The 19,683-nt window shown below is 42.0% G+C and carries 12 protein-coding genes; 1 reads left to right on the top strand and 11 read right to left on the bottom strand.

All coding sequences use genetic code 11. From position 1 onward, the window contains the following. Positions 1-172: 172 nt before the first annotated feature. Both PCY06_RS00920 and truA read right to left on the bottom strand, forming a co-directional pair. The gene (locus tag PCY06_RS00920; protein ID WP_301386950.1) at positions 173-6,004 is read right to left on the bottom strand and encodes a ZmpA/ZmpB/ZmpC family metallo-endopeptidase; all 5,832 of its coding nucleotides are present in this window, start codon (positions 6,002-6,004) and stop codon (positions 173-175) included. 374 nt (positions 6,005-6,378) lie between these two features. Then, positions 6,379-7,128 carry a tRNA pseudouridine(38-40) synthase TruA gene (gene truA, locus PCY06_RS00925; protein ID WP_045634564.1) on the bottom strand — a complete coding sequence of 250 codons (750 nt, stop codon included), beginning with the start codon at positions 7,126-7,128 and terminating at the stop codon, positions 6,379-6,381. Between the two features lie 101 nt (positions 7,129-7,229). Here truA and PCY06_RS00930 point away from each other — a divergent pair, with 101 nt between their 5' ends. Then, positions 7,230-7,703, top strand: coding sequence for an NUDIX hydrolase (locus tag PCY06_RS00930; protein ID WP_045634300.1), 474 nt, complete (start codon positions 7,230-7,232; stop codon positions 7,701-7,703). A gap of 161 nt (positions 7,704-7,864) precedes the next feature. Here PCY06_RS00930 and strH read toward each other — a convergent pair whose 3' ends face one another. From strH to PCY06_RS00975, 9 genes are all read right to left on the bottom strand, one after another. Next, entirely contained in the window at positions 7,865-11,440 is a 3,576-nt protein-coding gene (strH, locus tag PCY06_RS00935) for an LPXTG-anchored beta-N-acetylhexosaminidase StrH (protein WP_082307192.1), read from the bottom strand. 227 nt (positions 11,441-11,667) lie between these two features. After that, on the bottom strand, positions 11,668-12,801 hold the full coding sequence (dnaJ, locus tag PCY06_RS00940; RefSeq protein WP_070494188.1) for a molecular chaperone DnaJ: 1,134 nt from the start codon (positions 12,799-12,801) through the stop codon (positions 11,668-11,670). 268 nt (positions 12,802-13,069) lie between these two features. After that, entirely contained in the window at positions 13,070-13,702 is a 633-nt protein-coding gene (locus PCY06_RS00945) for a DJ-1/PfpI family protein (protein WP_070494189.1), read from the bottom strand. Positions 13,703-13,763: 61 nt separating this feature from the next. Next, the gene (locus tag PCY06_RS00950; RefSeq protein WP_003026202.1) at positions 13,764-13,982 is read right to left on the bottom strand and encodes a hypothetical protein; all 219 of its coding nucleotides are present in this window, start codon (positions 13,980-13,982) and stop codon (positions 13,764-13,766) included. A gap of 23 nt (positions 13,983-14,005) precedes the next feature. Then, positions 14,006-15,829 carry a molecular chaperone DnaK gene (gene dnaK, locus PCY06_RS00955; RefSeq protein ID WP_045505634.1) on the bottom strand — a complete coding sequence of 608 codons (1,824 nt, stop codon included), beginning with the start codon at positions 15,827-15,829 and terminating at the stop codon, positions 14,006-14,008. 492 nt (positions 15,830-16,321) lie between these two features. Beyond that, positions 16,322-16,855 carry a nucleotide exchange factor GrpE gene (gene grpE, locus PCY06_RS00960; protein WP_070494191.1) on the bottom strand — a complete coding sequence of 178 codons (534 nt, stop codon included), beginning with the start codon at positions 16,853-16,855 and terminating at the stop codon, positions 16,322-16,324. Between the two features lie 35 nt (positions 16,856-16,890). Further along, on the bottom strand, positions 16,891-17,925 hold the full coding sequence (gene hrcA / locus PCY06_RS00965) for a heat-inducible transcriptional repressor HrcA (protein WP_011999912.1): 1,035 nt from the start codon (positions 17,923-17,925) through the stop codon (positions 16,891-16,893). Between the two features lie 162 nt (positions 17,926-18,087). Continuing rightward, positions 18,088-18,816, bottom strand: a complete 729-nt coding sequence (locus PCY06_RS00970) for an ABC transporter permease (RefSeq protein WP_060970568.1) — start codon at positions 18,814-18,816, stop codon at positions 18,088-18,090. Further along, positions 18,809-19,666, bottom strand: a complete 858-nt coding sequence (locus PCY06_RS00975) for an ABC transporter ATP-binding protein (protein ID WP_037622575.1) — start codon at positions 19,664-19,666, stop codon at positions 18,809-18,811. The genes PCY06_RS00970 and PCY06_RS00975 overlap by 8 nt, the downstream gene beginning before the upstream one ends. Positions 19,667-19,683: the final 17 nt, after the last annotated feature.

The raw sequence follows: 19,683 nt of genomic DNA on the forward strand, positions 1-19,683 counted from the left end.
ATAACAATCGGAGATGGCTGATGTTAGGAATCACTAATACGCAAGAAAATAACCCATCTGAATCAGACTGTCAGTGACGACACAAACAGAGCTAATCCAAATGGGTTATTGATTGCATATTGCTAAAGGTCATTATTTGCAATTATACACGCAACAAATTTGACACTTTTTCTTAAGAACCCCAAATAGAGTTTTCGTCCATAAAGCTGTTGGTGTTCTTGAGTAATTGTGTAAAGACAGCATACTTGAAGTCCTTGGTTACCCGTTCATCGACACGAGACTTCTTCAGATCCTTGTCAACAGCTTCTGCAAAGCCAGCTTTCAGTTCTTCATAAGTACTATAGACTTTTCCGTTGATAGTCACCGGCTTAATACCTGAGCTTTGTGCCTTATCCACAACTTTTCTGAAGTAAGCTTTCTTGAAGGCCTCCATGGTTTCAAATTCGCCTTCAGAAATTTGCTTGATGATAAAGTTATCGCTCAAACCAGTCACACCTTGCTCATTGGCTGTCTTACGGTGTTTATTGGAAGCATAGCTTACAAAGCCTTTTTCATAGCCATAGTAACCCCAGATTCTGAAGGTATTATGCTTGAACATCAAGGCGCCTGGTGCTCCAGTGTTGTTTTGACCGCCACCATAGATACCCGTCATAAAGTCAATCGCAATGTAACTAGAGTCGTAATCAGCAGGATTATAAGTTCTATTGTCAACTGCACGGTTAGAAAGCAAGCCTTGGTCAACCAAGTCATTTACAGATGAAACTGACATGGCCGCTTTCTCCTCTGCTGTCAACTCTCTCACGACATCATATTGAGTTCGAGCATCTACAATCTTAGGCTCAACCTTCTTGAGCCATTTAGCCGCAGCTGCATTTCCTTTATCCACAACTGCTTGACCTTCAAGATAATCCAGCAGCATGAGAGTATCATTATAGCCCTTCATGTAATGGTCGATGTCTGCTCGGTTCTTGAAGAGACTTGGCGAGCTATTGAAAATGAGGCTGCCATCATTTGGACGATCAAAGGCCATGTTGAGACCCAGAGCACCCCAGCCTGGCTGACCAGGAACAGGTGATTGGAGCAACCCTTGGGCATAGCCTTCTGGTCCGATACCTTGTCGTCTGCCATGTCCGCCCAGATAAATATAGCCGTCATTGACGTGGGTGAGTTCGTGCGTGAAGACGGATACACCGTATTCCGTCAAGAGGTCAAAGGCTTCGAAGTTCACACGGATTGAACCAGCAGCATGGGCACCGTAGCCATTTGACTTGTACCAGCCACCAGCTCTGCCGCCAACTAGGTTAAAGAACTCGCGGGATGGAGCATAAGGATTGCCCTTATTATCATTTCCGTTGACATCAATCCAGCCACGTCCTTCCACATCAAAACCATCCCATACAGCCGTTACATTTTGCTTGACCATTCTGGACTTGATATCATCTGAGAGAAGCTTGTACCAAGTATCTACGTGATTTCGATGCTGGGTCGCTACTTCCTTGATGCGTGCATTAAATCGTTCATCAGACCATGACCGGCGCTTATCTCTGTTGACAAAGGCCATCGTGCTATAGTTTGACAGAATGGCTAAGCGCGTATTCTTCAAGGTTAGAAGTGGAAGGATATAGTTGCTGAAATATTCAGAGTTGAGGTTATCAAAGACGCGATACTTAGCAGACTTAATCTCCTCGACTTCTGACTGGCGTTCTTCAAACTGAATAAAGCCTCGAGTTGCATCCTTGAACCATGAATCCATGTCCGCAAAGTCAGTCAGCAGGCGACGGTTGTAATCCAAGTAAGCTACCAAATCACTAGACTTGGACTCAGCCTTCAACTGACGTGCAAACATATTGACATTGTCTGCCCCTTTCAGTTGATTTTCTGTCGAACGACCAATCTTAATCAAGCGATCCAGCAATGGTACTTTTTCTCCATAGAAATCTGGTTTGAAGAGCACCAGCTCCTTGAGGTTATAGTCGCCAAACTTGAGATCGTAATAACGGTTGAGGTAGGTCAGACCGAGCATGATAGCAGTCTTGTTTTCTTCGATTTTAGTTTTCAAAGCTTCATTAGCTGCTGGATTGTCAGCATGGAATCTTGTCCATTCATTGGCCAAGAGCTTACCAAGCATATCCTGCAAGTTTGCTTTCACTTCAGCCAAAGATTCATCTAGGAAGAGGCGCTTCACTTTGTTGACCTTGTCATTATCATTAGGCAGACCAACAGAACGATAGACTTCATCGCTGTACAGTTCGAAACTCTTCAAGCTCTCAGTCAACTGAGCCAGCAAGTCTTCTTTGACAGCCGTTGAGTGATTTGGAGTATAGACTGTACCAAGCTCTGCAATCTGATATTCCGGCAGAGCAGTCTGTTCAAATTGTATTTGATTTTGAAGATTGTAGATAGTCTTGCTTCCGTCTGCAAAATGAACCATGATCTTATCTGCATCCGTTCCGCCAGCAACAAACTGGTTACCTTTCAGGGCTTGAACTGCTAAGACTTTCTTGGTCAACAGGTCGCCCGCCTTACCAGCATCCACCAGCTTATTGGCTTCGTGGATCAAGAACTCTTGATTGTAGAAAGGCATAAAACGTTCTAGGTTCTGATAAAGCTGTTCATTTTCTGCCTTGTAACCTGGCTTATCTTGATAAGTACTTGTTCTCAGGATAGCAGCATTTAGTTTCTCAGTCGTTACTTCATTTGCACTGGTTTCTTCAAGAGCCGTAATCCGATAGCTCTTGACTTTTTGCTCGGCTTCAGCTTCTGTCAAGCGGCGGAACTTGACGTCTTTTCCTGTCTTGGTTCCAGAGCTTTGTCCCTGTACGCCAAAGAGGTTTTGGAGTTTTTGTCCCATCCAAGCATCGGTAATCTCATTATCAGAGCTAAAGAGCTCTTTACCATTCACTACTGTAGCATAGCTGACAGTGTCATTGATAGTTCCATATGGCCAAATGGAAGCAGAGATACCAGCAGCATTTCTTGAGCCTGCATCCTCCAACTTACCTTTGGCAACGGACTGCATCAATTTGCCCCAATTGCCCCAGCCTGAGCCTGAATTGTCAGTGAAGTTTTGAGCAACCAACATACCTGCATTACGAGCACTGTGCACCCAAATATCCGCTTCAACGTAGGCGCGTTTCACCAAGGACATAGAGTTGCTGCCTGCAATACCACCTGTTACAGAGTTTCCGCCTTTAGACTTAATCTGGCCCTTAAAGGAGACATTTTCAACTCGAGATTGGCCTTCTATATTGTTAACCAGACCGGCTATATGGTCTCTTCCTTCCAAGTAGCCTTGGACATTGACGTTTTCGATTACTCCTTTATTCTTCAAACGAGCAGCAATTGTCGCAATTGTATCGCCCGCTTGCGAATCTGGATAAACCATATTAACTCGCTTAAAGTCAATATCCTTGACCGTTCCGCCAGTAATCGTATCAAATAAAGGATGCGCCAAGTCTAAAATCGCATGGCGCTCACCATTTTGCCCACCAATCAGCTGGCCTTTGAATTCACCTGGCAAGTAAGATTTGCTGTTGGCAGGTTTATCAATCAGTTTGGCACTGATACTGCGACCCAAAATAAAGGTTCCAGAAGGATTTTCCTTGATACCGTCCAAGAGGTCTTGGAAGTCATAATAGACATTCCCTTCACGCTTCTTGGCCTTTTCCAGATAGAAATCAAAGCTGTTTTGAAGACCAGTTGCACTTCTTTGCAACAAGTCTGGTAGCTGAGCCTTGATCTTGAAGACAGGCTGGTTATCAACGACCACTTCCTCAATAGAGGTAACCGGCAATACAGTGTCCTTGAACTGATCGGATGTAAAGTGCAGGTAATATTGATCCAGATTTGCTGGTTTTTCAGCCAAAGTAGGCATCAATTTTGTCTGGCCATTCTCAACCTTCATCAAGGCGACATTAGTGATGGACTTGAGTTCCACCTTCTTCAGGTCAAGCTGAACTGTCTCTCGAGCTAACTCTTTGCTTTCAGAGCCATTTCCTAAGTCATAAGACAGGGTCGTCTCGATATCATAAGGTGTATAGTAGTCCAAACCACTGAAGCTGGCAGTCAACTGACCGGTCGCCAAGTTTTGCTCTGCTATTAATTGACCATCCTTCTTCAGGCGAACATGAGCACTAGTAAAGGCTTGATCCCTGTCCGTCAGCTGGTATTGAATTTGCGCTGATTTCTGCAATTCATCCTTCTTAACCGCTGAAACAGTCAGAGTTGGCGCTGTTTTAAGAGCCAATAAGTCGGCTAAAGCCTGCTTGAGTTGGTTGACACCTGCATCTACTTCATCTTGACTCGACGAAGTTTGATAAACCGACTCAGCCATATTCTTAATTGCTTGCAATTGCTGGTAGGATTGATTGGTGTAAACTGCAGGATCCACAGCCGCTGCTAAAGCTAGCTGCTTACTTAATTCTTCTTTATTAACGCGAGTCTTAGTGCCTCGAGTGACCACTGTATCAACTGCTTCATGCAAGGTGCGCTCAGTTATTTGTGGCTCCGATATCCGCTTGCCATCCAAGACTTCATAGCTGGTTACAATTTCTTTTTGGCCTGGAGTTCCTTCTACAGTTGTCTCTTCATCAAGATACTTGCTATCATCAGTTTTGTGAACAACCTTTGGTTCAATTGTTTCTAGCTTGACCTCTGTATGCAAACTAGGCAGTTCAGCTTGAACTGTTGATTCCCCGTTAACACCACCCGTGTATTCTGGATGCGCAGGCTCGACTGGGGCCGTATCTCCTGCTGTACCCATCGGCTCTGTATAAGTTGGTTTCTCCGGTTGAACTTCTGGTTCGCCATTCACAGAACCTGTGTATGCTGGAAGCGCAGGCTCGACTGGAGCTATATCTCCCGCTGTTCCAACCGGTCCGGTATAGGCTGGTTTCTCCGGTTGAACTTCTGGTTCGCCATTCACAGATCCTGTGTATGCTGGAAGAGCGGGCTCTACTGGGGCTGTATCTCCTGCTGTACCAACCGGTCCAGTATAAGCTGGTTTCTCCGGTTGAACTTCTGGTTCGCCATTTACTGACCCTGTGTATGCTGGAAGCGCAGGCTCTACTGGGGCTGTATCTCCCGCTGTACCAACCGGTCCGGTATAAGCTGGTTGCTCTGGTTGAACTTCTGGTTCTCCCTTGCTACTGCTGCTTTTTTCAGACTGATTCGGATTTGTTTTATTTTCTTCTTTTGATGTTTCCTTATTTGGAGGTAATACTTGAGAAGATGGGTTAGGGGTGGAACCAGAGATGCTTCCTGCCTGACTTGAAATATCTTGATCTGGTTTTTCCTCTTCTATAAGCTCTGTTTGCTTTTCTTGACCTCTAGCATCCAGTCCAGTTTTTGAATTTCCTGATACTGCTAGCTGATGTTTAAGACTAGTTTCCTCAGTCAGAGAGGCCGGTGCCACCCCCTTCAAAGAATGCAAATCAGAAGCAGTAAAGTAACCGATATAGTCGTAGCCTTCAATGGCTAAATCAGCCTCAGAAACACCTGAAGAAATTGGAACTTGACGGTTATAAGAAACCAACTCTTTATTTTCTAGTGCAAAAACTTGAGGTGAAAGCAAAAGGCTCTGTCCTAACGCTCCAATCAAAAGCACTCCCACCAACTTGCCAGTCTTCTTACGGGAAAACACCAAGACAGCCAAAATAGCCGTCCCAGCTAGCATGCCAAGAAGCGGTTGACCATTATTTCCTGTTTGAGGCAAAACTGTTGGTTTCCCTTGCTTACGATAAATCAGGTAATAATTCTCACCTGATTGCAAATCGGAAGGAAGCTCATGCTTAATCAGTTCCTTCTCCTGCTCAGTTAACTCTTGCTCTTCAACATAAGTGTAATGAGCCTGACCAGTCTTTCCAACTTCATCAGCAGCAACAGCTGGACTAGTCAAAAAGCTACCAAAAATCAAAGCAGCAATTGCAACGGAACCTACACCAACAGATAATTTTCTAATCGAAAATTTCTGAATTTTCTCCTGTACTTTTCTAAAATCCTTCACTTCATAACTCCCATTATTTGTTTGGATGTATAAATTTTCTCCCCAAGTCTTCACTAGCCAACTCCCTATCAGCCTTTAAAAGACAGCATTTATACACATAGTATTATCATAATTCTTTTAGATGTTTTTTACAATAGATTTTTCCTGAAAAAGCTATTTATTTCTTTAAAAACTACTAAAAAATGGAGAATTTTTCAGCTTTTTTTGTAGAATCGCTAAAAATCGCTCCAAATAGTCATTTCACACCTATTCCATATGACATTTTAAAGAGACTTCCCAGATAGAAATAAAAATGTATCAGAGAAGAATCTTTTAGTCTCTTTTCTAGAAAGCTACTCCCAATCAAATAAAGCCAAGATACCATTATCTCAGCTTCATTCTTCATATCTAATTTCTTTCAAATAAAGGCCATTGGGACCGGCAGTTGGCCCTGCTAGATGACGGTCTTTCTCCGCTAAAATCCTCTGGATCTGCTCTATTGGCATACGCTTGTTGCCGATTTTGAGAAGTGTGCCAACCATATTTCGAATCTGCTTATAGAGAAAGCCATTGCCCGAAAAAGTAAAGACCAGAAAATTACGCTCTGCATCATAGCGGACCTTGGCCTCAGTGATGGTCCGAACCTTGTCTTCCACACTGGTCCCCGAAGCAGTAAAACCTGTGAAATCATGCGTCCCCTCTAGCTGAGTAATCGCTTCTTCTATCAGGCTCAGCTCCAGAGGATAAGGATAATGTGTGGCATAATAGCGCATCATAGGATTCTTGGGTCTACCGATATCCACCAAAAATTCATAGGTCTTGCTGTGCTTATTGTAGCGAGAGTGAAAATCATCCGATACCCGCTCCACACTGATGAAATCAATATCTTCTGGCGTCTGTGTATCCAAGGCAAAACGCAATTTCTCTTCATCCCGCTCTTCTGGTAAATCAAAATGTAGGACTTGTCCCAGAGCGTGAACACCACTGTCTGTTCGACCTGCACCATGAATGACCACAGGCTGGCCTTTGTTAATTCGAGTCAAGGTTTTTTCAATCTCTTCTTGGACACTTCTAGCATGAGGCTGTCTTTGGAAACCAGCAAAGTCATGTCCATCATAGGAAATAATCGCTTTATATCTAGTCATAAGACCTATTGTAGCAGGAAAAGCTAGTAGTAGCAAGAACATTTTCATTATGCCATTATCAACAAAAAAATGATATACTAATTCTAAAAAAGGAGGGAAGAATGTTAGCAGATATCAGCTTTCAAGAAGAACATAGACGTTTCAGATACAAAGCCGCAGCACTTATCATAGAAGAAGGAGCCGTAGCCTTCATGACCAACCCTGACGAAAGCTACTTCTATCCACTCGGAGGTGCTATTCAGTTGGGAGAATCCTCCCAGGAAGCTGTCAAAAGGGAAATCCAAGAAGAAACCGGTCAAGAATACGAGATTGATCGGCTAGTATTTATCCATGAAAACTTCTTCCGGCAGGAAACAGGACGATTGGCAGGACTAGACTGTCACGAAATTTGCTTTTATTACTTGATGAAACCAAAAGGACAGCAATTCCCTAGTCTTTCAGAAAATGAAACTGTCGAATGGATCCCTTTGGAAGAACTCCAACACCAAACAGCCTATCCTAATTTTCTACCTGAACTGCTCCCTCATATCCATCAAGGAATTCAACACATCATAACTGGAAAACCAGGCGAGTGAAGAAAAAGAACCTAAGCTAGCACCCCCCTTAGAGGGCCTATTCCCCATAATGTCATAAACAAAAAGACGAGGCCAAACTATTTTCTTTGACCTCGTCTTTATTCTTGTCCAAATAATTATTTAAGCCTAGGTTTACACTCGATTTTTAGAACGATAATAAATCATCCTTTCCTTTTCTTGCGTCCACCCAAACCGATCATAGCTAAAGCTGTTCCCAGAAGAGTTATAGGCCAAGCTGAAGTTGTTCCAGTTTGCGGAAGTTTATTGTCCTTAGCCACTGCTTGGGCAGATGGTTGAGATAATTTTTGTTCAGCTATTGGCTGCTTAGTTTGAGTCGGTTTTAGACCCTCTTCTTTCTTACTTACTTGGCTAATAGGTGATGATCCCTTAACAGAAGGAGTAACCAACGGGGCTGGTTGAACCTGCCTTCCACCCATTTTTGCTGAATCTGCTTCTTTTGTCCCAATTTCCACAATTTCGGCTACAGCATCCTTAGAAACGAAACTTTCCACAAGCTTGCTACTACCGTCCTGGGCAGATATTTCAACTAAATTCGTTTTTTCACCTTTGATTCCCACTTGCAAAATCTTGCGTTGACCTTTTTCAAGGTTTGGATTTGCTACTTCTTTTGTCTCAAAGGCAATCTCTTCTGTTTGAATATCAAGATATGGTTTATATTCCACAAGAGCGCGAACTTCTTCCTCATCAGCGCTGCCATTGTAGGTGATTAGCTTGAGATTTTCGCGAGCAACTTTTAGTTTAGCTGCTAGTTTATCCACCTCTTCTTGCTTCATCCGGCTTAATTCCCAATCAACCTCATCTTGAGCTGCTTTTAGAGCTGCAACAGATTCTGGTGTATAGATGGTTAAATCGGTTGGAATTTTAGCAATTTCTTCCCGAATAGGGCCATAATTAGCCTTGAAATAGTCTTTATTATGATCAGCAAAAGCAGTCATTAATTGGAAAATCTCTTCTTCCTTGTATTCAGCTTGCGGTCTATCAGCCCAGATGGCAATCATGCTACCGACTGTTGGAAGGTCTACTTCTGGGTACTTGGTAGAAGCTAGTTGATTAAATGGTGTCTTTTCAGTATTATCAAGTGCTTTCTGTAAGAAACCACCGCCATCTTCCGGTTTTTGTCCCAAAATGTAGTACCAATCCCCATTGGTATTGAGGAATTTGTAGCCCTTACTTGCTAAATACTGTGGTGATGCCAGGTTATAGCCCCACCAGCCTTTAGACCAATAGGAGATTAAGACATCCTTATCAAACTCAACATCGTCTTTGTCTTCGTAGTAGAAGCCATCGTTGAAGGCCATTGGTTGCAAACCTCTCTCTTTTGCCATAGCAGCTAGAGAATTAGCATATTCTGCGAACTTACCATAGAGGTTGTAGTATTTGAGATAATACCAACCCTGAGCATTGGTAGCATCGTTGGCATATTCATCCGTTCCATAGTTGAAAATGTTGGTTTTGCCTGCAAAGTAATCCATATACTTTCCAATCAAAGCTTTGGTAAAGGACTTGGCTTCTTCATTTTCCAAATCAAGGGTTGTTTTGGATAGTGTATCAAAATAAGCCTGAGGATTTTGAATACCTAGTTTTTCCATAGCGACCAAAAGGGCATCCATATGGCCTGGGCTATTGAGTGCTGGAATAAGGCCTATCCCCTTTCCTTTGGCATAAGCAATCAGCTCATCCATCTCTTTCTGGCTGAGGGCATTTCCATTTGGATCATCGTAGTAAGCCTTGGTACCAGCCAAGATTGCTTCTTTCACTTCATCACTTGTGTAGGTTTTACCGTTAGCTTCAACGGTCATGTCATCCAACATGAAGCGCATCCCGTCATTTCCAACTAGCAGATGCAAATCTGAATATCCCAATTCACTAGCCTTGTCAATGATTCTCTTTAGCTGATCCAATGAGAAATATTTCCGACCAGCGTCAATAGAAATCACCTTGCTCTTAGCTAGTTTTTCTCTTTCAGCTTGGGCATCTAGCACCTTTTGATAATCAGGGGTTGGCTGGAGATGCTCACGGGCTTCTTTTAAGCGAGCAACCGCAAGATCAATCTCTTCTTGCTTGCTTCGACTAAGATGGCTGTCTAATTCTTTAACAGCATTTTCTGCTTCCTTAAGTCGAGCGATACTTTCTGGTGTATATTTAGAAGCTAAGTCACTTGGGACTGCTGCCAATTCTTTTTCTACATCTTGATAATTGGCAGCAAAATACTCAGCATTTTGGTCGGCAAAGCGACGCATCAACTTGTAAAGCCGAGATGGGGAAAAACGCGCTGAAGGCTCATCTGCCCATGCAGCCACCATACCACCAATAATTGGAATATCTGCCCCCTCAGACTTAGGAACACTTGTAATCGGTGTAGAAGCAATTCCCTTCAACCCTTGATCTAGATTATACCAACCTTGGCCGTCTGCATTTCGACCTAGAACATAATACCAAGCATCATTGGTATTTAGAATCTTATGCCCTTTTTCAGACAAAAGTTTGGAAGAAGCAACATCATAGCCTCCCCAGCCACCAGTCCAATAAGACACAATAATATCCTTATCAAATTCACCAAAACTTTGATCAGAATTATAGTAAATACCATCATTGAAGGCCATTGGCTTCAGACCATTTCGCTTAACAATTTTAGCTAGATCATTAGCATAAGCGATGAATTTTTCATAGCCCTTTTCTGGGTAACCTTCTCCTGGATAATACTTATCCGCTTGTAAGACTTGCCACCCTTTAGCATTAGTCGCATCATTAGCATATTCATCTAAACCAATATTGAAAATATCCGTCTTACCAGCAAAATATGCAGCATATTTCTCAATCAAGGCTTTTGTGAAATCAACAGCAGGCTGATTATTTAAATCAACTGTTCGAGCAGATTCCTTGCCAAAGTAGTCAAAATTAGGTTTTTTAATTCCCAGCTCCTTCATGGCATTCAGGATCGCATCCATATGGCCCGGGCTATTGATTGTCGGAACAAGACCGATTCCTTGTTGTTTAGCATAATCAATCAAGTCTGTCATTTCAGCTTGTGTTAAGTGATTGCCATTTGGATCATTATAATAATCGTTGGTCCCTTTTTCAATGGCTTTTTTTACATCTTCACTAGAATAGGTCTTACCGCCCACAGTCAATGACATATCATCCAATTGGAAACGCAGTCCATCATTTCCTAACAGTAAATGCATGTCTGTAAAACCATAACGCTTAGCCTTGTCTACAATTTCTTTCAATTGTTCTGGACTAAAATATTTACGACCTGCATCAACTGAAATCATTTTGCGCATGGCAAGTTTTTCATCAACACGGTCTGACTCTTGACCCTTTGGTGCATCAGTAGGTAAGCCAGCTTTCTCCTCAGAATCATTTCTTTTTTCTGCTTCTCCAGTAGCATCTTTTTCAGGGGTCTTGTCTTGCTTAGGAGTATCTGTATTAGATTCTGCTGGAGCAGAAGTTGATGGAGTTGCTTCACTATTGTTTACAGGATTTGCTCCGGACGTTTCCTCTGCTGTAGACTTATCTTGTGCGGGACTAGAGGTTGCCACTTCTTCTGTAGCTTTGGGTTCAGTAGAATCTGCTGGAGCGACAACATTTGACTGCGTAGTTGGAAGCTCTTCTGCCGAAACAACCTGTCCAGCCATAGTGATTCCAATTAGAACAGAAGCCGCTCCAACTGAAAATTTACGAATAGAAAAACGCTGTTCTCTATGAAAGACCATCATAAAATCTCCTTTTTGATAAATAGAAAAACCGATTATGTAAACGGTTTCTTTTTCTTCATTATAGGCTATTACCTCCTTTTCTGCAATGAGCCTTCAGCAAGATTCTATAATTTAATGATAAAGAGATTTAATTCAGATACCTATATTTTAAAGTAGCATTTCCAAAGATCTTAAATCTAAAAAAGAGAGCGAACTACAACTTCAGTCCACTCTCTACCTTTCTTTTATTCCCCATCAAAAGCATCTTTAATATGGTCAAAGAAGCCTTTTTTCTTAGGGTTTACACTGATATTTCCTGCAGCCGCAAAGTCCTTGAGCGCTGCTTTTTGCTTGTCATTCAGTCCCGTTGGGGTCACAACGTTAACAGTAACATACTGGTCGCCCATACCTCCACCACGGAGACTAGGAGCTCCCTTGCCACGCAAGCGGAATCGTTTGCCAGTCTGAGTTCCTTCTGGGATATTGAGCTCAACATCCCCGTGAACGGTTGGAACATCCACACTGTCTCCAAGAGCGGCCTGAACGAAGTTTAGATTGAGCTTGTAGTACATAGTAGATCCATCTCGCTCAAACTTATCACTTGGTTCGACATTGACGACTACATACAAGTCTCCATAAGGGCCACCATTGAAACCTGCTTCTCCTTGGCCTGCTAAGCGAACTTGCTGGCCAGTTTCCACACCTGCTGGGATTTTAACATGGACACTGTGGGCTTGTTTTTCATGTCCTGTTCCATGACAGGTCGTACAAGGTTCCTTAATTTCTTTTCCGCGTCCATGACAGACATCACAGGTCACTTGACGACGCATCATGCCCAGAGGAGTTTGCGTATCTACATTGATGACACCTGAGCCATGACAGCGTCCACAAGTCACTGGACTTGTCCCTGGCTTAGCACCTGATCCGCTACATGTACGACAAGACGCTTCCCGATTGTACTTAATTTCCTTTTCAGTACCAAAAATAGCCTCTTCAAACTTGAGATTTACACGATATTGAAGATCGTCACCCTGACGAGGAGCATTTGGATTTCGCGAAGCACCGCCACCAAAGAAACTTGAGAAGATATCTTCGAAACCACCAAAGCCAGCTCCATCAAAGCCTCCAAAGCCACCTGCGCCACCGCCAAAACCACCATTGGCTCCAGCAGCACCATACTGATCATAGGCCGCTCTTTTCTGCTCGTCACTTAAAGTCTCATAAGCCTCTTGGACCTCTTTGTACTTATCTTCTGCCCCAGGATCTTTATTAATATCTGGGTGATATTTTTTTGATAATTTCCGATAGGCTCTCTTTATTTCATCCTGTGAAGCATTCTTTGAGACACCTAGACGGTCATAATATTCTGTATTGTTCATGATCTAAGATACAAAGGGCGTTAGCGGGCACAGCCAAAATAGGAGTTTTGACAACGGACACCAGTGTCCTAGGAAAAACTATCTTTTTGGCACAGCCCGTAGCCCGTGTTCAGTTGCGAACACTCTTGTTCCTTTCTATAATGTTTTCGAAACCAACCCTCGATTTAGGTCGGGTTCAGTTCCTTTCTTTTATATTGAATTAGAATTTTTGGAACCCGTGTTCAGTTGCGAACACCCTTGTTCCTTTCTTTAAATTTTAAGAAAATTCTTAGAAGTTGTTTTTTATGCTCTGTTTCATCTCAGCAAATTCTTCTTCTGACAAATTGAATATCAATTCCTCTTCTGAATACTGATTCCGTTCTTTAAAATAGTTGTCAGCATTACCTACCAAGCCTAGACTAAGAAGCACTTTTCTTGCAAACTCTTGGTGTGCAAAGCCGACAGCAGTAATGATATTTTTATCTTGCAGGACAGCTTTAGCTTTGAAATTTTCCCGTGGAAGAAATTCAAAATAGTCAAAGAAGTTTTGCCAAATCCCACCAGTAAATTTCGTGTCCTTCAATAAGCCTGCTTTCGCCAATAAAATGGGCGCTGAGGAAATAGCTGCAATCAAAATCTCTTGCTGATTCAAACTTCTTAGGAAAGAAATCAATTTTTCATCGTGCAAAGCAGGGGCAATATTTATCATCCCTGGCAAAATCACACAAGAATAGTCTTCGATAACTACTTCATCCAGTGTTCTAGTAGGTTGACAGGCTAATCCATCTTCCGACCTTATAACATTTCTATCTGAACCAACATAATCGATTTCAATACCAAAAGATAGAGCTAAAGTACTGGTCAGACCAACTACTTCATAAAGTGAAAAATTAGGATAAATGATACAAAGTGCTTTTTTCATAAGCATCGCCCTCTATCTTACCGAAAAACAGAGGCTGGGTTGCAACCTCTGTTAAAAAAATTTATAGATAGTTTCTCAACCAATCTGGCATTGAATCATCATCAAGACTCCAAGATTCAACCTCATGTTCATCCTCACTCCAGACATTTTCATCGCCATCAAAAAATTTACTGCGAGAACACTTATATTTTACAACTGTATCGCCTTCTAAACGATATTCATTCCAGTAGTAATTCTTTCCGTGTCCCTTCCACTCATTAGTAGTGTAAATAGTTGACATAAACTCCCCTCCTATAAATTATTTTACTTTTCAGTAAACTCTCCGTCTACAACATCATCGCCTGCGTTTCCTGTTGCTTGTGCGCCTTCTGCTCCTGCTTGAGCTTGTTGTGCTGCTGCGGCTTGTTCGTAAAGTTTAACAGCAAGTCCTTGAGCTTTTTCGTTCAAAGCTTCGAGTTTTGCTTTCATTTCGTCCAAGTTGTTGTCTTCTTGCGCTTTCTTAAGGTCATCAAGGGCAGCTTGGGCAGCATCACGTTCTGCATCAAAGCCTTTGCCTTCAGTTTCCTTGATAGTCTTTTCAGTTGCAAAGATTGCTTGGTCAACTTCGTTACGAAGGTCTACTTCTTCCTTACGTTTCTTATCTGCTTCAGCGTTTGCTTCTGCATCTTTCATCATACGGTCGATTTCTTCATCAGTTAAACCTGAGTTAGATTGGATGACAATTGTTTGTTCTTTTTGAGTTCCAAGGTCTTTGGCCTTAACAGACACGATACCGTTCTTGTCAATATCAAATGTTACTTCGATTTGAGGAATTCCACGAGGTGCAGCTGGGATATCTGTCAATTGGAAACGTCCAAGAGTCTTGTTATCTGCTGCCATTGGGCGTTCACCTTGAAGAACGTGGATATCAACGGCTGGTTGGTTGTCCGCTGCTGTTGAGAAGACTTGTGATTTAGATGTTGGAATAGTAGTGTTACGATCGATAAGTTTTGTGAAGACGCCACCCATTGTTTCGATACCAAGTGACAATGGGGTTACGTCAAGAAGGACAACGTCTTTGACATCACCAGTGATCACACCACCTTGGATAGCCGCACCCATGGCAACCACTTCATCAGGGTTCACTGATTTGTTTGGTTCTTTACCAGTTTCAGCCTTAACAGCTTCTACAACAGCTGGGATACGAGTTGATCCACCAACAAGGATGACTTCGTCGATTTCTGACAAGCTCAAGCCTGCATCAGAAAGTGCTTGACGAACTGGAGTTTTTGTACGTTCTACAAGATCACGAGTCAAATCATCAAATTTCGCACGAGTCAGAGTCATTTCCAAGTGAAGAGGACCTGCAGCTCCTGCTGTGATGAACGGCAAGCTGATTTGAGTTGAAGTCACACCTGAAAGGTCTTTCTTAGCTTTTTCAGCTGCATCTTTCAAACGTTGAAGAGCCATCTTGTCAGTTGACAAGTCGATGCCATTTTCCTTCTTAAATTCTGCAACCATGTGGTCGATAATCTTTTGGTCAAAGTCGTCACCACCAAGTTTGTTGTCTCCTGCAGTTGCCAATACATCGAAGACACCGTCACCCAATTCAAGAATAGATACGTCAAATGTACCACCACCAAGGTCAAATACCAAGATTTTTTCTTCTTTGTCAGTCTTGTCTAAACCATAAGCAAGAGCTGCTGCAGTTGGTTCGTTAACGATACGTTCTACTTCAAGACCAGCGATTTTACCAGCGTCTTTAGTCGCTTGACGTTGCGCATCGTTAAAGTAAGCTGGAACTGTGATAACAGCCTTAGTTACTTTTTCACCAAGATATTCTTCAGCGTAGCCTTTCAAGTATTGAAGAATCATAGCTGAGATTTCTTGTGGAGTGTATTCTTTACCGTTGGCAGAAACTTTTTCAGAAGTACCCATCTTAGATTTGATAGAGATTACTGTATCTGGGTTTGTTACTGCTTGACGTTTTGCAGCATCACCAACGATGATTTCGCCATTTTTAAATGATACTACAGATGGAGTCGTACGATTTCCTTCTGGATTTGCGATGATTTTGCTTTCAGTTCCTTCAAGAACTGCAACTGCTGAGTTTGTTGTACCTAAGTCAATACCGATAATTTTAGACATGTGTTTTTCTCCTTAAGTTTTATATTCTATTTTTGATTTTTCTTAATATTCCCCTTAAGTGGTGGGGACGTGAGCAACTCCCTCCGGGATTTCATCACTTATTTTTGAGCCTATTGTCTCAAAAATCCCCTGTTTCAGTAGCACGGGCTACTGAAACTTTCACCACGGTGGGAAATATCTTCCTTGCAAGCCTCAAACTTGCCTCTTATCTTTCTTCATAGTTTATTGTCATTTCGGACGAGTTTTCTATTATGTAAGTTACGACATGAGAAGTCGAAATGATACGCAGTAGCTGATTGGCAATTCACTTCGAAACTCTCGTGACCAGCCTAATCAGCCTTGCGGGGGTACGTCAACGAAATCACAGATTTATGACTTACCGCCTAATCGAACTCGCCCTAAGCTCTGGGTAAAAAAGATAGATTTCCTTGTGTTCATCGAACACTTCGTCAATCCCCTATTTTTACTGTGAGCTTTTTCGGGCTCTATATCTTAGTTATATACTACCACCATAGCCGGTCTTAGGATGCGGTCATGGAGTTTGTAGCCTTTTTGGAAGACTTGTGCGATGGTATCTGCTGGATGTTCGTCATCAGCTGGCACTGTTTGAATAGCCATGTGATAGTTATGGTCAAATTCTCCATCGGCCGGAATTTCTTCGATGCCCTCTTCTTTGAGAGCATGAACCAAGCTTTCTTGCACCATTTCCAATCCTTTTTTGACATCGTCTGTCAATCCTTCAACAGCAAGAGCACGCTCAAGGTTGTCCAAAGAAGGTAAGATCGCTTTCGCTAAATCTTGACTACGATAGCGTTGCAAGAGCTGACGCTCTTCATTGGCACGGCGTTGGATGTTTTGCATTTCTGCATGAGCACGGAGATATTTATTCTCAAAATCGTCTGCCCGCTCATTTGCTAGTTCTAATTCTGATTTTTCGGGACTTGCTGATTCAGCCTGCTCAGCTGTTTCGACAGTTTCTTTTACTTCTACATCTTCTGGATGTTCTTTATGTTTATGTTTTGCCACAAGGCACCTCCTTTTTAGGAATGATTATACTGTAATTAGTGAACTTCATAGTGATTACTACTGAGGTAGCGATAGAAGTCCGTCAGTTTCATAGTCAAGACACGATTAATCACATTAACCTGGCTGACCACTCGCTGATAGTCGAGATTGACTGGTCCAATGACTGCTAAAATTCCAAATCCTCTGTAAGGAATCAGAAATTTGCTAGAAATAATGGTCAAATCAGACAAGCAACTTTCTCGGCTATCTGCCACGCGCACACTTTGCATCTGATCCTCGGCTAGACTATCTCTAATCTCAAAGGCCACCTTCTGTGAATCATCAAAGAATTGATAGGCCTTCAAATCTGAAAAATTCAACAAGCCAACCTTGCCGGACACAATAACATTCTCTTTGAAAATATCACCGAAGATATGCTCAAACAGATGAATGACATTATCTGTCGTAGTGAAATAGCGCTGGATAATCTGAGGAATTTCCGTCCGAATCTTGTAGTGAATATCCAAGACTGTCTGTCCCAAAAATCGCTCCTGAACCAAAGCTTTAAGCCTATCCAAGTCTTCTCTTAGGAAGTTGCGCGGAATCATAAACTGACTGGTGATAGTATTGGACTCATCTAGAGTGAAGACTGCTAGAGCCGTATGCTGACTGAGTACTACGATATCAAATGCTGTCAAACGTTGCCGACTGGGTTCGACATCCAAGGCAACAACTGTGCAACCACTCAGCTTAGCTAGAAGGTCCGCTGCCTGTTGAAGAATGTCCTCCAAGTTGAAAAACTCATGGTCAAAGGCCTTGATAACCTCATAAAGTTCATTCTCAGCTAGACGATCAAAAGATAGCGAATGCTTGACGAAGTACTGAAAACCAGCAACACTAGGTTTACGACCACTAGATGTATGAGCCTTCTCCAATAGTCCCTGTTTTTCTAGAGCTGCCATATCATTTCGGATAGTAGCACTACTCGAATTGATAGAATCCTGTAAAGCTTTAGATCCTACTGGCTCGTGAGTCTTGGTAAAGATATCAATAATCAAATTTAAAATCTCATTTTGACGCTCCGTTACCACGGTACCACCTCCATTCAAGATCCCTTCTTTGTTAGCACTCGATAACCTCGAGTGCTAACTCATGATTCTATTATACACTCTTCCGAAACAATGTCAAGATAAAAACTCAAAAAATTAGCACTCTTTTTACAAGAGTGCTAAAAATCAGTCTAAAGACCTAGTTTAATCATCCAAGGATTTCATGTGACTCATTAAGTAGAAGGAAAGTCCTGCAAAAAGAAGTAGCCAGAGAACGAGAGCCAAAAGTTCTCCACTCCAAAATTGGAAGTTAGACCAATCTTTCATAAAAATAGTAAAGAGGCCCAAAAAGCTATAACGCAGAACCTTAAATAAATCCTCATTCATATTTGAAAACATAGGAATAAAAGCTACCAAGAGCATAGCCGGAACACTAAGGGATTGAGCCATGACTTGATTTTTACAAAACAGACCAACCATTAAGAAGAAGAAAATTAAGACTAGCAAGGTTAACAAGAGAACCAAACCATAGCTGAATACCTGATTAGAAAGCTTGGCTCCTATCAAAATCGGGGTAACGACGATATAAAAAATCCCAATAATCGCCGGCCAGATTAAAGCGGAGAGAATGTATTGACCCGCTGTCACACCAGCCAAGCGCAAACTTTGCAAATTATGTTTTTCCCTTTCCTCAGCTAAAATGATAATAATGGGTGTCCCAACAGACATGGCTAAAGAGAAGGGCAAAGAAATATTCATTAACAAGATAGCTAGTCTGTCTGCTCCCAGTTCTTTACCTGCTCCATTCAGAGAAAAAATAAATTTATAGAGAAAAACGAAGAAAACTGGCATGAGAACTTGTAATAGGATACTTTTATTTGCTAATGTCTCTTGACCTCTCAGCCAAATCATACCTTTTAATTTATTAGACATTTAAGGTACCTCCTGTCAAAGTGATGAAAACATCTTCTAAAGTTGGTTCGCAAGAATGAATACTGATAACATTTGACAGATCCATGCCTCCTTGCAATTCCTCAAAGGCCACCGTCTTCGTTGTCAAATCTACATATTCTAAACGAACTTTCTTATCTGTATTGTACTTTTGGATAATCTCATGCGGGCTACCCACTTCGACCAACTTACCCTTATGCAATAAGGCCAAACGATCGCACAAAAGTGTAGCTTCCTGCATATCATGAGTTGTCAGAAAAATAGTTGTTCCCTGAGCTTTTAGTTCCAGTAGCAAGTCATGGATTGTTCGGGAAGTTGACGGATCCAAACCACTGGTCGGCTCATCTAAAAAGAGCAGTTTGGGCTGATTAATCAAGGCACGGACCAATAGCATCCGTTGTTTCATACCTGTAGATAGTTTTTCAGCCACCTTGTTGCGACTATCATAGAGCCCCACTTTTTGAAGAAGCTCATCGACTTTCTTCATATCCACACCAAAGATCATAGCATAGGCCTTAAGATTGTTGTAAAGCGACATTTTTTCATAAAAGCCACTAGCGTCACTGACAATCCCTATCTGCTCCAGGACTTCTACCTTTAAATCCTCAACCGTTTTAGACAGCACATGAGCTGTTCCAGCATCTGCCTCTAGCTGCCCAGTCAAGATATTAATGGTCGTTGTTTTTCCTGATCCAGATGGTCCTAGAAAACCAAAAATTTCTCCTTCTTGAATGGAAAAATCAATTCCTGCCAAGGCTTCTTGTTCCTTGAACTTCTTTTTTAAGCCTTGAACTTCAATAATCGTTTTTTTCATCATTATCCTCGCTTTCATAAAAACAATTGATAAAA

Origin of the sequence: Streptococcus sp. SG1, assembly GCF_030439935.1 — a bacterium.
GTDB lineage: Bacteria > Bacillota > Bacilli > Lactobacillales > Streptococcaceae > Streptococcus > Streptococcus gordonii.

Excerpts from the sequence above, each read along its gene's own strand:
- PCY06_RS00975 (WP_037622575.1), bottom strand. The coding sequence starts at position 19,666 with ATGAAAGCGAGGATAATGATGAAAAAAACGATTATTGAAGTTCAAGGC.
- PCY06_RS00950 (WP_003026202.1), bottom strand. The coding sequence starts at position 13,982 with ATGTCAACTATTTACACTACTAATGAGTGGAAGGGACACGGAAAGAAT.
- strH (WP_082307192.1), bottom strand. The coding sequence starts at position 11,440 with ATGGTCTTTCATAGAGAACAGCGTTTTTCTATTCGTAAATTTTCAGTT.
- PCY06_RS00970 (WP_060970568.1), bottom strand. The coding sequence starts at position 18,816 with ATGTCTAATAAATTAAAAGGTATGATTTGGCTGAGAGGTCAAGAGACA.
- dnaJ (WP_070494188.1), bottom strand. The coding sequence starts at position 12,801 with ATGAACAATACAGAATATTATGACCGTCTAGGTGTCTCAAAGAATGCT.
- PCY06_RS00945 (WP_070494189.1), bottom strand. The coding sequence starts at position 13,702 with ATGAAAAAAGCACTTTGTATCATTTATCCTAATTTTTCACTTTATGAA.
- PCY06_RS00930 (WP_045634300.1), top strand. The coding sequence starts at position 7,230 with ATGTTAGCAGATATCAGCTTTCAAGAAGAACATAGACGTTTCAGATAC.
- truA (WP_045634564.1), bottom strand. The coding sequence starts at position 7,128 with ATGACTAGATATAAAGCGATTATTTCCTATGATGGACATGACTTTGCT.
- dnaK (WP_045505634.1), bottom strand. The coding sequence starts at position 15,829 with ATGTCTAAAATTATCGGTATTGACTTAGGTACAACAAACTCAGCAGTT.